Source organism: Micromonospora sp. NPDC050686, assembly GCF_040654475.1.
In the GTDB taxonomy this organism is placed as follows: Bacteria; Actinomycetota; Actinomycetes; order Mycobacteriales; family Micromonosporaceae; genus Micromonospora.
Window position 1 is genome coordinate 18,249 of sequence record NZ_JBFAID010000067.1, and the last position, 11,211, is coordinate 29,459.

An 11,211-nucleotide genomic window follows, 5' to 3' on the forward strand; every position below is an offset into this window, starting at 1 on the left:
CGGGTGTTCTACCAGCCGTCGATGTAGGCGAAGATCGCGTTCTCGGCCTCGTCTCGGGTCCGCCAGGTCGTGCGGTAGACGAGTTCGATCTTCAGGGTGGACCCGAAGTTCTCTATCAGGGCGTTGTCGAACGAGTCGCCGACGGAGCCCATGGACGGCAGGATTCCGTTGTCCTGTAAGCGTTCCGCGAAGCGGAAGGACGTGTAGTCGACCCGCGGTCGCTGTGGTGGATCAACTGGCCGTCGCGGACATCGCGTGACCAGATTCCGTATTCGAGGGCGGCGAGGATCAGGTCGGTGTCGCAGCGGTCGGAGGTCTTCCACCCGACGATCCGGCGGGAGAACGCGTCTCGGACCGCGGCCAGCCAGAACACGCCTTCACCGCAGGGGATGCGGGTGGCGTCGGCGACCCAGAGCCGGTTCGGCCCGGCTGCGGTGAACTGCCGGTTGACCAGATCCGGCGCTGGCGTGTGCCGTGGGTCCTGCTTCGTGGAGCCGCCGCGCCAGCCTCGGCGCAGGAACGCGCCCTGCCAGCCCTGTTGCGCCATCAGCCGCTCCACCCGCTTGCGGCCCACGCGGATGCCGTCGCGACGTAGCTGTCGGTGCACCCGGTCCGCGCCGTAGGTGTGCCCCGATGTCTCCCAGATCTCGTGGATGTTGGAGATCAGGCCCAGGTCGACCACGTCCCGGTCGCACGGCTGTTCGACCTGCTTGACCCACGCGTAGTACGTCGAGGCGCCGACGTTCAGGACCCGTAGCAGGAGCGCGACCGCGAACTGGTCACGGTGTTCATAAATGAACGTCATGACCGTCGCCGGGTCGGGTCGACCGCAGTTCACCCGGGTGCTGGCCCAGATACGGGTCCCCGACCCGATGACGGGCGTCCGCGTACCCGCCCGGACCGGATCCTGCCCGACAAGGCCGACAGCTCGATCACAAGCCGTGAGCACCTGCGGCGGCGCGGCATCAAGGCGACCATCCCGATCAAGGTCGACCGGTTGCCAACCGGCGCAAGAAAGGGTCGAAGGGCGGCCGACCGCCGACCTTCGACCCCGAGACGCAGACCTCGGCCAGCGTCGGCGAGTCGGGGCCCGAGACGTTGCTGCTGGGCCGCTTCGACCGGCGGGGACGGCTGCGCTACACCGGCCGCACGCACCCGCTGACCCCCGGGCAGGCCGCGAACGATATCGCTTGCGCACGTCACGCCGGCTTTCGTGTCGCCGTCGTCGCTCACCGGATTTGACGTCAAGAGCTGACCTCCTACGAACCTGACCTGGTACTCGACAGTCTCGACCCAACGACGGTGGTGGCCGCCGTCAGTTCTCTGTTGAACTCGGGCGAGTCGCTGGCTATCCGTTAGGCGGCCACCGGCGGGGCTTGACCACCCGATGGGCGGGACTGGCCACGGCGTCGATCAGCCCGCCGGCGATGGCCCGGTTGTAGATGGCGCGAGCGGCGGCGATGACGTGCTCGCCGGCGTGCCGGCCGCTGCGGCTGTGACGCCGTGACCGGGCCGTCGCGGCGATCTGCTGTTGCATGGCCTCGATGTCGCTGGCGGCAATGGCGTCCAAGGCTCGATCACCCCACGCGGCGGCCATGCGGTTCCAGTACGTGCCATACGTGCGGCGGGCACCAGGCCCCGCTGCCGCGACGACGTGGGGCAAGTACTCAGCGAGTGTCGGCAGGCTCGGACCGGGCTCAGCCTGCAGATCGGCGATCGTGACACCGAGGTGGATCAGCAGTTGCCGGGCGGCGGCGACGCGGGCGGGATCAGCCGACACGACGATCTCCGATCACCTGGGCGTGCAAGTCCGTGATCAGCCGCGCGACGGTACCAGCCGGGTGGATCACCAGCAGGTCGTGGGCGACCAGGGCGGCGAGCAGCAGCGGCTGCCCGGGCGCGATCACGGCGCCCTGGCCGCGAATAACAGGATCGCCGGCAGCCCGAGGGCGAGGGGCCCGCAGTACTCAAGGCGGCACCTGCTGCTCGGTCACTGATTGAGGTAGGCAAGCACGGCGAGCACCCGGCGATTGTCGTCGGTAGACGGTGCCAGGTCGAGCTTGCCGAAGATGCTCGCGATGTGCTTGGTGACCGCGCTGTCGCTGACGTGCTGCGCAGCGGCGATTGCCGAGTTCGAACGGCCCTCGGCCATCAGCTGGAGCACGTCACGTTCCCGTTCGGTCAGGGCGCTGACGGTTCCTCTGGCGTCGTTGCGGCGCAGCAGTCGGGTGATGACCTCCGGGTCGAGCACGGTTCCGCCACCGGCCACCCGCCGGACCGCGTCGAGGAACTGCTCGGCGTCGAAGACCCGGTCCTTGAGGAGGTACCCGATCGCGCCGGCACCGTCGGCAAGTAGCTCGCGGGCGTAAAGCTGCTCGACGTACTGCGACAGGAGCAGGATCGGCAGGCCAGGGTGGCGTCGGCGGGCGGCGAGCGCCCCACGCAGCCCGTCGTCGGTGAACGAGGGCGGCAGCCGGACGTCGACGACCGCCACGCCGGGAGGATCGTCGAGCAGCAGGTCAAGAAGCTCGGGGCCGTTGTCCACCGCGTCGACCGCGAACCCGTGCTCACGCAGCAGCCGAGCCAGCCCGTCCCGCAGCAGAAACAGATCCTCCGCGATCACGACCCGCACGGGACCTCCAACTCGATCACGGTCGGGCCGCCGGCCGGGCTGTCCACCCGCAGCGTCCCGTCAAAGGCCGCCAGCCGGCGTTGCACCCCGCGCAACCCGCTGCCTCGGGACGGGTCCGCGCCACCGCACCCGTCGTCGCGTACCCGGATGCGCAGCAGTCCCTCGTCCAGTGCGATGCCGATGTCGAGCCGGTCCGCTCCGGAGTGTTTGGCCGTGTTGGCCAGCAGCTCGTTCACGGCGAAGTAGACCGCCGACTCCAGCGGCGGCGGCAGCCGGTGTGCCAGTCGGGCATCGACCTGAACATCCAGCGGACTGTCGAGGGCGAGCGCCCGCACCGCGTCAGGAAGACCACGGTCGGCGAGCACCGGCGGGTGGATGCCCCGAACCAGGTCGCGTAGTTCCTGCAACGCCTTCGACGAGTTCTGGCGTACCTCCGCGACCAGGGCGCGCGCCGTCTCGGGGTCGCGCTCGATCAGCCGCTCGGCGTTGCTCAGGCTCATGCCCATGGCGACCAGCCGGGCCTGCGCGCCGTCGTGCAGGTCCCGCTCGATACGGCGCAGCTCGGCGGCCGAGCTGTCCACGGCCGCAGCCCGGGTCCCGGCCAACTGCTCGACCCGGCGGGTCAGCTCCTCGGTCCGGTCCAGGGTGAGCAACGCCCGGGTCAGCCGGGCATGCACACGCAGCAGCCACGGTCCGCACCAGAGCCCGAGCACGGTGACCGCCACTGCGATCGGCACCGCCAGCAGCGCCCGGGGCAAGGTGTTGACGTGGACAGCCGTGTACCAGTTGCTCCCGCCGGCACGGTCGATGGGCTGCCAGACGAACGGCTGCACCAGCGCACCGAAGACGCCGTAGACGACGAGCGAGAACGGGATGCCGGCGACGAACGCCCCGACGATCGGGTCGATCAGTGACCAGCGGTACTCGTACCAGAACCCGCGGTCGGTGAGGGTTCGCCCGCACCAGCGAAGCCGCCCCGGCAGCCCGGCGGGCACGGCCGGCCGGGCCGGCTCGGGGTAGGCCACCGTCACCGCGGACCACCGCCTGGCATACCGGCGGGCGCGTTCGGCCAGACCGGACAGCCAGGCCACCGAGGGCGGAAAGAGATACAGCCCGATGCCGAGCGGGATCAGCATGGCCGTGGCCGCGACCACGCAGGCCACGACGGCCTCGGCCAGTGCCAGGCCGACGAGCAGCAGGCCGCGTCCGGGAGCCGCGAGCCGGGCCGGCCAGCCAGTGCGTTCCGAGGCAAGGATGTCGTTCACGCCCGGTCTCCTCCCCCGACTCTGGTGAGCGCGATGCCCCGCCGCGCGGCGACGAGGAGCACGCCGCACGCGGTGAGCACGCACGCCGCGGTGAGAGACAACTGGACGGCGTCGCCGTCGGAGTCGTTGGTCAGCAACAGCATGCCGATGTTGACGAGCATATGGAAGCCACCGGCGATGATCAAAATTCCGTGGCGGGACTGCTCCTGCAGCGCGGCGAGAATGATCGACAGCGCGACCGCCATGGCCAGGAAACCGGCGGTGAACACCGGCCCGCGACTGAAGACCTGGACGTGCCACACTCCCCAGAGCAACCCGACGAGGGTGCCCGAGGAGACCACCCCGAAGCGGGCCCGCAGGTACGGCTGGAGGAAGCACCGCCAGCCGAACTCCTCGCCGCAGGCGCCGATCAGTTGCGCGGCAAGAATCAGCCAGAACGGGTGCGGCAGTTGCCCCGGGCGGAGGCCGTGCCGCGACACACCGGCCAGCTCGGTGATGCCCACAAACACCGCGAAGATCACCCCCACCAGCACGACGAGGACGACCAGCCGGATCAGGACGTGGCGGGACAGGCCGAACCCGGTGGCCAGCGGAGGTCGCCAACCCCGCCAAGCCAGCAACACCGCCAGCACACCCACAGCGGGACCGAACTGATTGAACTGGATGATCACCGGATCGATCGCCAGAGCGGGCTGCACCAGCCCGAACAGCCCCGCAGCCACACAGGTCACCAGGTAGAACCAGAGCACCACCAACGGCATCCGGGGGTGCGCCGCGCCCCGTCGGGATTCCTCGTACGCCTGAGACGGCGTCGTCGTTCGCTCATCGATCACGCCTCGACGATGCCGGCCAGGGCGGCTCTACGCGCTGCACCCAGCCACCCGGTTCTACTGCACTTTTCTGCACCCCGGTCAGCGCGGCGTTCCGTGCGTGTCAAGCCCGACTACAGCCTCCAGTGTAGCGGCGGAGCGTGTGCCACTTGAAGGATCCTCATCTGCGCCTCGGTGGCCGCCGGCCGCTCGGCTGGAAGCAGCTCGACGCGGCACCTATCGAGGGCGCGAAAACCTCGCTATCCCTGGTGACGGGTCCGCGGTCGTCAGGAACTATCGTCTTCGCCACCTCGCTCAGGTCATTGTGCAGCTGGTGATCGCGCCCGGGCAGCCGGTGCAGCTGTGCCTGCGGAATGGCGCGGGCGTACAGGTCAGCATGCGGCGGTGGGGCAGTCTCGTCCTGGAGTCCATGGAAGGGCCTGCTCGGCTTGCGCATATTTGAAGCCTGCGGGTCGAACATCGCCGACCTCGGAGAGGAACACGGCCACCGGGTACTGCGCGTGCGCGGCAAGGGCGGCAAGGTCGTCCTGGTCCCGCTGCCACCCGCGGTCGCCAGGGCCATCGACCGGGCCGTCGATGAGCGCACTAGGGGGTGTCTCCTGGATCTTGGGACGGAGTTCGGCTATCCACGTCTGTCGTGGGTGGACGCTTCGAGTTGACCGAGGTCGAGTACGCGCGGATCGCGCCGTTGCTGCCGGCGATGACACCGCAGCGGGGTGGGCGGTGGCGTGATCACCGGCAGGTGATCAACGGGATCGTGTTCCGGGTGCGGACCGGGGTGCCGTGGCGGGACGTCCCGGAGCGGTACGGGCCGTGGAAGACGCTGTACAAGCGGTTCGTCCGCTGGCAGGAGGACGGGACCTGGGCGCGGATCGAGGCGATGCTGCAGGCTGACGCGGACGCCGCGGGGGATCTGGACTGGCACGGCAACGCCGATTCCACGATCGTGCGTGCTCATCAGCACGCCGCGGGTGCGCGTAAAGGGGGCTGAGCAGCAGTGACGCAGCGCGACGGGAAGGACTCGGCAAGTCGCGCGGCGGGTGGACCACGAAGATCCACACGATCGGTGACGGGCGGGGCCGGAACCTGACCAGCCACCTGACCCCGGGCCAGGACCACGACACCCGCCAACTGGTGCGACTGCTCGACGACGTGGCCGTGGCCCGCCCCGGCGGGACCGGCCGCCCCCGCAAACGCCTCGATTCCCTCTCCGCGGACAAGGCCTACAGCTCGCGCGGCAACCGTCGATCGCTGCGGGCCCGGCGCATCCCCCACGACATCCCGGAGAAGGACGATCAGAAGGCCAACCGCGCCCGGAAAGGATCACGTGGTGGCCGCCCGCCCACCTTCCGCCCGCACCGCTACCGGCAGCGCAACACCATCGAGCGGCTGATGAACCGGCGCAAACAGTTCCGCGCCGTGGCCACCAGGTACGACAAGCTCGCCTGCCGCTACCGCGCCACCGTGCAGATCGCCGACATCCTCATTTGGCTACGCGCGAAACCAGACCGCCGCAACCCATGATCCAGGAGACACGGCCTAGCGGGCCGATCCTGTGCAACATCCACGGTCGGCGGATGGATCGGCACGCCGCCACTCGCCGACTCAAGCACCTGGCCCAGGCAGCGGGGATCCGGATGCCGAGGATGCACCCCCACATGCTGCGGCACACGTTCGTGACCACGATGCTCGACGCTCGCGTCAGCCTCCGCGACGTGCAGATCGCCGCCCGCCATGCCGACCCGAGAACCACCATGCGCTACGACCGAGCACGCAAGAACATCGACCGGCACCCCAACTACATCCTCGCTGCGTAAATGGCCTCTGGGACGTAGCAAACGCTCGCGGCTTTGCCAATGAGCGGATATCGGATCGCGCGAAGTCCCTGGACGTGTCTTGCGTAATCGCGTCCGTGGGCGTTCGTGGTCCACCTGCTGCCCTTGCCCTCCTTCGTCAACTTCACGAAAGGCACCCCAACCTACTACGCAGGCGCGCGATCCCGGATGATCAGTTCGCCGGGTGTGCAAGTACCATGAGCCATGATCACTCCTTACTTCGCTCGGCCTGAACCGCCGTACTATGTCACCGTCTTCACGATCATGCCGAGCGGAACTGATCCCGACGGCTACGCCGAGATGAACAAGCGGATGTTGGAGCTGGTCGAAACTCACCCTGGCTACCTGGGCCGGGAGTCAGCGGTTCTGCCGGACGGCAGTGACCTCGTCGTCATCTACTATGCTGACGCCGAATCGATCCGCGCCTGGAAGCGGAACCCTGAGCATGTGGTAGCACAGCAGCTCGGCCGGCAAAGTTGGCTCGCGAGTTACCGTGTTGAGGTAGCGCGTGTCGAGCGCGCCTACGAGTTCACGGCAAGCTCCAGTGTAGATGCGGCGCCGGACGGCGATGGATAGACCTGCGGGTCAGCGTCGATCAACTCGTGCTGACAGGTAAGCGTACGACCGGTCGACAATCGCCCGCGCGACGTCGGGCTACCGGCACTTCGGCCCCGGTCCACGTACACGCATCTGGCCGCGATCCGGGCGCTTGCCTTCGCCAGCGAACGACCGGGTGTGCCGTTCGCCGATCAGATTCCTCCAACTCGAAGCCTGTCGTGCACAGCAGGTGCTCGGCGTCGGAGGCGATGCCCTCGAAACTGGTCCGGTTGGTGCCGGAGATCAACAGGCCTTGCCCGACGCGGGCGGCGAGGAGCAGTCGCCGTTCCCCGGCGGTCAGCCCGAACGCGTCGCCGATGGCGTCGATGGCCTGCGGGGCCTACTTGAGCAGCACCTGTGTGGCGGCGTTGGCGACGACGGCCTGGCCGAGGTCGGCGCCCGGGACGTCGGCGACATCCTGGGTGACGACGGTCAGGCCGGCGTGGCGTTTGCGGGTGGCCTTGGACGTGCGGAACAAGAACCGCGATCCTTCGCCGTCGCGCATCAGCAGCCACGCCTCGTCCACCACGACGAGCCGGCGGGTAGCCAGCCGAGCCGGGAGCGGGGCGTCCACCGCCCGCCAGATGGCATCCTGGTCGGCCGGTCATGCCAAGTTGGGTGTGCCCGAGAATTCGAGCCTCCCTCTTGTGCGGGAGACGAACCCCCTCAAGATGGGAGGCGTCATAGCGCCCGAGTCGACGATCTTGGTGGTATGAGAGTTCACGGCGGCCCTCGTTGGGCGTACGGCACAGTCCCGCGATGGGCAGAGGCGGCGGCCTGGGCGACGCTGTGGTGCACCGTCCCCTCGGCGGCATGGCGGGTCGCCGCCGGTTTCGGTGTTGACGTCGGTTTCACCGGCGACCTCGGCGAGATGTACCGGGGCCCAGCCTTCCTGCTCTACGTGTGGGTTCTTACCGTTGTCTCGCAGGCTGCGGCGTTCCTGACACTCGGCCTGGTCCGGTCATGGGGTGAGCGGGTGCCGTCCTGGGTCCCGCGGCTGGCAGGCCGACCGATTCCGCCGCTGGCGGTGATCACGCCGGCCCTGCTCGGCGCGATAGCGGTGACGGCGCTCTGCGCGATGGTCGCCCTGGCCCCGAACGGCCCGCTCGCCAATCCCGACTTTCCGCGCGGCGGGGCAGGCACGATCATGGCCCTCTGCTACGCGCCGCTCCTCGCCTGGGGCCCACTCGTCATCGCGCTCACCATCGCCTACGCCCTTCGCCGCGGCGTCGTACGCAGAAACCTAGATCCGTATGCCCCTGCGCGATCGATAGAAGGGCATCCATGAAAACCGTCCCACCCGTCGCTTTCCCCTGACCTCCCGACGCGCACGGCAACCGCGACGCCGCGTTGGGCCCTGTACGACGCTGTTGGCGATTCGGTGATCTGGTCGGCGTGTTGACCGTGGCCTGGCTGTTCTGGCTGGGATGATCTTGTGGCGGTCGGTTGGTTTCCCCTGGTCTCGGCCGCAGGATCGGGTGCTTGATGTCGCTGCAGCCTCGTCCGTGGCCGGAACCGGCCGATGAGATCCGACGGCTGCTCGACCACGTCGCTCCTGCGCGTGCGGGGCAAGGGCGGCAAGGTCGTGCTGGTCCCGCTGCCACCCGCGGTCCCCCGAGCCATTGACCGGGCCGTCGATGAGCGCACTAGCGGGCCGATCCTGCGCAACACCCACGGCCGGCGGATGGACCGGCACGCCGCCACCCGCCAGCTCAAGCACCTCGCCCACGCGGCGGGGATCCGGATGCCGAGGATGCACCCCCACATGCTGCGGCACACGTTCGTGACCACGACGCTCGACGCCGGCGTCAGCCTCCGCGACGTGCAGATCGCCGCCCGCCATGCCGACCCGAGAACCACCATGCGCTACGACCGAGCACGCAAGAACATCGACCGGCACCCCAACTACATCCTCGCTGCGTAAATGGCCTCCGGGACATAGCCAGCGCTCACGGCTCTGCCGATGGAGTGCGCTTTGCGGTCGCTATTGCAGCGGCCGCGGACGGAAACTGCCCTGACACGGCGTGTTTCTCAATCTGCTTTCTCAATCTGCGCGGCGCGTGGCGCCAGATCGTGGCAGGCAGGCTGTTCACCGAAGGTCAGGGATGCGGTCGCCACCCGACTCGAGTTGGCGATGAAGCCGGCCACGCAATGTCGTCAATCGCGAGCCACGGCGCGACGGCCACGGCCGTGGGCGTAAGTCCGGTGAACGCCTTGACCTCGCGGTGGAGGTGGGACTGGTCGACGTAGCCGCTCTCGGTGGCAACGCTGGCGGCGGCGTAGCCCGTCGCGAGAAGGTGGGCGGCGTGGTCGAACCGCACCAGTTGGGCGGCGCGTTTGGGTGTGATGCCGAGTTGGGACCGGAAGCGGGACCACAGGCGCTTGCGGCTCCAGCCGACCTGGTCCGCCAGGCCATCGACCCGTACCCGTCCCCGGCTGGTGAGCGTCCGCCGCCAGGTGTAGGCGACCTCCGGATCGACCGGTGGACGGGCGCCCAGCCGTCGGCCGAGGATTTCTACCGCGATCGTGAACCGTTCGTCCCATGACGCGGCGGCGCGCAGCCTGTCCTCGGCTCGCCCGGCGTCGCGGCCCCAGACATCTTCGAGGGATACCACCGTCCCGCTGAGTTCGGTCGATGCGCCGAGCACCGCTGCCGCCGCGGCCGGCTCCAGCCGGATCTGGAGGCATTCGCCGACCCCTCGGCCAGTTGCCCGAAGATTGCCGGGGAGAAGCCCGATGACGACACTGCCGCGCTCGTGCCGGCCATGGGTGTCGTAGACGAGGCCTTCCCCCTCGCTCAGGTCGATGAGCAGGGTGACGGCTGGGTGCGCGACCATGGCGATGTCCGCGAGTGCGGGGGCACGTTGGCGGAACCCGGCCATGCTGGTCCCCGGCAGCCGAGCTGACGGGCGCGGGACTGCGATCTCCACCGACGCCCAGTCGGGTGGTGTCCCGGTCGACAGCACGTGACCAGTCTATGCCTGAGGGAGCACGGGCGGGGTGTCAGCGACTGCTGCCGTGAAGCCCAGCAGCAGTTCGCTGGTCATCTCGGGGGCCTCGAGCATGGGTATGTGCCCGACGCCGGGCAGCAGCTCGACTCGCGCGTTCGGCACCGCGTCGTACTGGTCTGCCGACGACGGCTCCCAGCGGGGGTCGGCGGTACCGAAGATCACCAGCACGGGGACATCGAGGGCGGCGAGACGCTCGGACACGCTCCGCTCGGCGATGTAGGCGGTGTTGCGGCGCAGCACCGTCCTCATCGCCCGGTACGTGATGCTTCGTAGGTCGGCGACCAAGTCGTCCGGGACCTCCACGGGGCGAGCGCAGGTCACGCTTATCCCCCTGCGGATCATCGCGTCCGAACGCCTCAACCAGAGCAGCGGGCCGAGAGGCGGGGTCAACAGGACCCGAAGAAGGACCGGCTGCGGAAGGAGCGCATCGGGACTCGGGCCGCTGCTGATCAGCGCGAGCGACCTCACCAGGTCGGGGCGCTGTTCGGCAAGCGCGGTGGCGACGTACCCGCCGCTGGAGTGCCCGACCGTGGCGACCCGACGAAGGCCGAGGTCGTCGAGCAGCGCCGCCACCCGGCCCGCCTGCACGGGCACGTCGTACGACAGCCCGGGCGGGGACTGGCCGCAGCCCGGGAGGTCAACCCGGATGACGTGATGGTGACCGGCCAGTGCCGGGACCACCGGGCTCCAGGAGCCGCCCGAGAACCCTGATCCGTGGATGAGCAACAGCGGCGGCGCCTGCCGCGGGCCGTCGTGGACCACATGCATCGCCTGCGACTGCTCAACGTCGTGCTCACTCATGCAGGGGATGATGCATGGGCTGCCGGCTATCAGTCTTGGACAAATGTCGTCGTGGAGTGGGCCGGGGCCCACCCTGAGCTGCACGCGGCCTGGCGCGAGGCGTTACGGCCCATCTGGCCACCCACCCAAGCCACCGCCGTCCTCATCTAGTGCCGTGACCACGAACGTTGACGGTGTTGGTCAGGCTGCGCGGGTGGCGGGTTGGCCCCAGCGTCGTTGTCGTTCGCTGCGGATGCGGGC

General features: G+C 69.1%; 13 protein-coding genes and 3 pseudogenes. 6 read left to right on the forward strand and 10 right to left on the reverse strand.

Going from position 1 to position 11,211, the window contains the following annotated elements:
* Positions 1–8: 8 nt before the first annotated feature.
* Together AB0H57_RS29000 and AB0H57_RS29005 are read right to left on the reverse strand one after the other, a co-directional pair.
* Positions 9–152 (reverse strand): IS3 family transposase, encoded by a 144-nt coding sequence (locus AB0H57_RS29000; RefSeq protein WP_357511855.1) that lies wholly within the window; start codon positions 150–152, stop codon positions 9–11.
* Complete coding sequence (locus tag AB0H57_RS29005) at positions 116–805, reverse strand: IS3 family transposase (RefSeq protein WP_357511856.1); 690 nt, start codon at positions 803–805, stop codon at positions 116–118. Before AB0H57_RS29005 ends, AB0H57_RS29000 begins: the two co-directional genes overlap by 37 nt.
* 22 nt (positions 806–827) lie before the next feature.
* On the opposite strand from AB0H57_RS29005, the pseudogene AB0H57_RS29010 reads away from it, so the two are divergent.
* Positions 828–1,038: pseudogene (locus tag AB0H57_RS29010) on the forward strand (IS5/IS1182 family transposase); the annotation flags it as partial.
* A gap of 310 nt (positions 1,039–1,348) precedes the next feature.
* Here the strand turns inward: AB0H57_RS29010 and AB0H57_RS29015 are convergent.
* The 5 genes from AB0H57_RS29015 to AB0H57_RS29035 all read right to left on the reverse strand — a co-directional run bounded on the left by AB0H57_RS29015 (position 1,349) and on the right by AB0H57_RS29035 (position 4,730).
* Entirely contained in the window at positions 1,349–1,780 is a 432-nt protein-coding gene (locus AB0H57_RS29015; RefSeq protein ID WP_357511857.1) for an integrase, read from the reverse strand.
* Complete coding sequence (locus tag AB0H57_RS29020; protein WP_357511858.1) at positions 1,770–1,907, reverse strand: hypothetical protein; 138 nt, start codon at positions 1,905–1,907, stop codon at positions 1,770–1,772. Before AB0H57_RS29020 ends, AB0H57_RS29015 begins: the two co-directional genes overlap by 11 nt.
* An 83-nt stretch (positions 1,908–1,990) precedes the next feature.
* Positions 1,991–2,632, reverse strand: coding sequence for a response regulator transcription factor (locus AB0H57_RS29025; protein ID WP_357511859.1), 642 nt, complete (start codon positions 2,630–2,632; stop codon positions 1,991–1,993).
* Complete coding sequence (locus tag AB0H57_RS29030) at positions 2,620–3,897, reverse strand: sensor histidine kinase (RefSeq protein ID WP_357511860.1); 1,278 nt, start codon at positions 3,895–3,897, stop codon at positions 2,620–2,622. Before AB0H57_RS29030 ends, AB0H57_RS29025 begins: the two co-directional genes overlap by 13 nt.
* On the reverse strand, positions 3,894–4,730 hold the full coding sequence (locus AB0H57_RS29035) for a type II CAAX endopeptidase family protein (RefSeq protein WP_357511861.1): 837 nt from the start codon (positions 4,728–4,730) through the stop codon (positions 3,894–3,896). The genes AB0H57_RS29030 and AB0H57_RS29035 overlap by 4 nt, the downstream gene beginning before the upstream one ends.
* Positions 4,731–5,427: 697 nt before the next feature.
* On the opposite strand from AB0H57_RS29035, the pseudogene AB0H57_RS29040 reads away from it, so the two are divergent.
* The 3 genes and pseudogenes from AB0H57_RS29040 (at position 5,428) to AB0H57_RS29050 (ending at position 7,138) form a co-directional block, all read left to right on the forward strand.
* Positions 5,428–6,251, forward strand: a pseudogene (locus AB0H57_RS29040) (IS5 family transposase).
* Positions 6,248–6,544 carry a tyrosine-type recombinase/integrase gene (locus AB0H57_RS29045; protein ID WP_357511862.1) on the forward strand — a complete coding sequence of 99 codons (297 nt, stop codon included), beginning with the start codon at positions 6,248–6,250 and terminating at the stop codon, positions 6,542–6,544. The pseudogene AB0H57_RS29040 and the gene AB0H57_RS29045 overlap by 4 nt, the downstream one beginning before the upstream one ends.
* A 222-nt stretch (positions 6,545–6,766) precedes the next feature.
* Complete coding sequence (locus AB0H57_RS29050; RefSeq protein ID WP_357511863.1) at positions 6,767–7,138, forward strand: antibiotic biosynthesis monooxygenase; 372 nt, start codon at positions 6,767–6,769, stop codon at positions 7,136–7,138.
* Positions 7,139–7,334: 196 nt separating this feature from the next.
* Here the strand turns inward: AB0H57_RS29050 and AB0H57_RS29055 are convergent.
* A pseudogene (locus AB0H57_RS29055) lies at positions 7,335–7,751 on the reverse strand (conjugal transfer protein TraC); the annotation flags it as partial.
* 120 nt (positions 7,752–7,871) lie between these two features.
* On the opposite strand from AB0H57_RS29055, the gene AB0H57_RS29060 reads away from it, so the two are divergent.
* Both AB0H57_RS29060 and AB0H57_RS29065 read left to right on the forward strand, forming a co-directional pair.
* A complete protein-coding gene (locus tag AB0H57_RS29060) occupies positions 7,872–8,447 on the forward strand; it encodes a hypothetical protein (protein ID WP_357511864.1) in 576 nt (191 codons plus the stop codon).
* Between the two features lie 234 nt (positions 8,448–8,681).
* On the forward strand, positions 8,682–9,083 hold the full coding sequence (locus tag AB0H57_RS29065) for a tyrosine-type recombinase/integrase (RefSeq protein WP_357511865.1): 402 nt from the start codon (positions 8,682–8,684) through the stop codon (positions 9,081–9,083).
* Positions 9,084–9,258: 175 nt separating this feature from the next.
* Here AB0H57_RS29065 and AB0H57_RS29070 read toward each other — a convergent pair whose 3' ends face one another.
* Both AB0H57_RS29070 and AB0H57_RS29075 read right to left on the reverse strand, forming a co-directional pair.
* On the reverse strand, positions 9,259–10,125 hold the full coding sequence (locus AB0H57_RS29070; protein WP_357511866.1) for a helix-turn-helix domain-containing protein: 867 nt from the start codon (positions 10,123–10,125) through the stop codon (positions 9,259–9,261).
* A gap of 9 nt (positions 10,126–10,134) precedes the next feature.
* Positions 10,135–10,971, reverse strand: coding sequence for an alpha/beta hydrolase (locus AB0H57_RS29075; RefSeq protein WP_357511867.1), 837 nt, complete (start codon positions 10,969–10,971; stop codon positions 10,135–10,137).
* Between the last annotated feature and the right edge of the window lie 240 nt (positions 10,972–11,211).

Coding starts and splice junctions, on each gene's coding strand:
- AB0H57_RS29000 (WP_357511855.1), bottom strand. CDS start 152: ATGGGCTCCGTCGGCGACTCGTTCGACAACGCCCTGATAGAGAACTTC.
- AB0H57_RS29005 (WP_357511856.1), bottom strand. CDS start 805: ATGACGTTCATTTATGAACACCGTGACCAGTTCGCGGTCGCGCTCCTG.
- AB0H57_RS29045 (WP_357511862.1), top strand. CDS start 6,248: ATGATCCAGGAGACACGGCCTAGCGGGCCGATCCTGTGCAACATCCAC.
- AB0H57_RS29050 (WP_357511863.1), top strand. CDS start 6,767: ATGATCACTCCTTACTTCGCTCGGCCTGAACCGCCGTACTATGTCACC.
- AB0H57_RS29060 (WP_357511864.1), top strand. CDS start 7,872: ATGAGAGTTCACGGCGGCCCTCGTTGGGCGTACGGCACAGTCCCGCGA.
- AB0H57_RS29065 (WP_357511865.1), top strand. CDS start 8,682: ATGAGATCCGACGGCTGCTCGACCACGTCGCTCCTGCGCGTGCGGGGC.
- AB0H57_RS29075 (WP_357511867.1), bottom strand. CDS start 10,971: ATGAGTGAGCACGACGTTGAGCAGTCGCAGGCGATGCATGTGGTCCAC.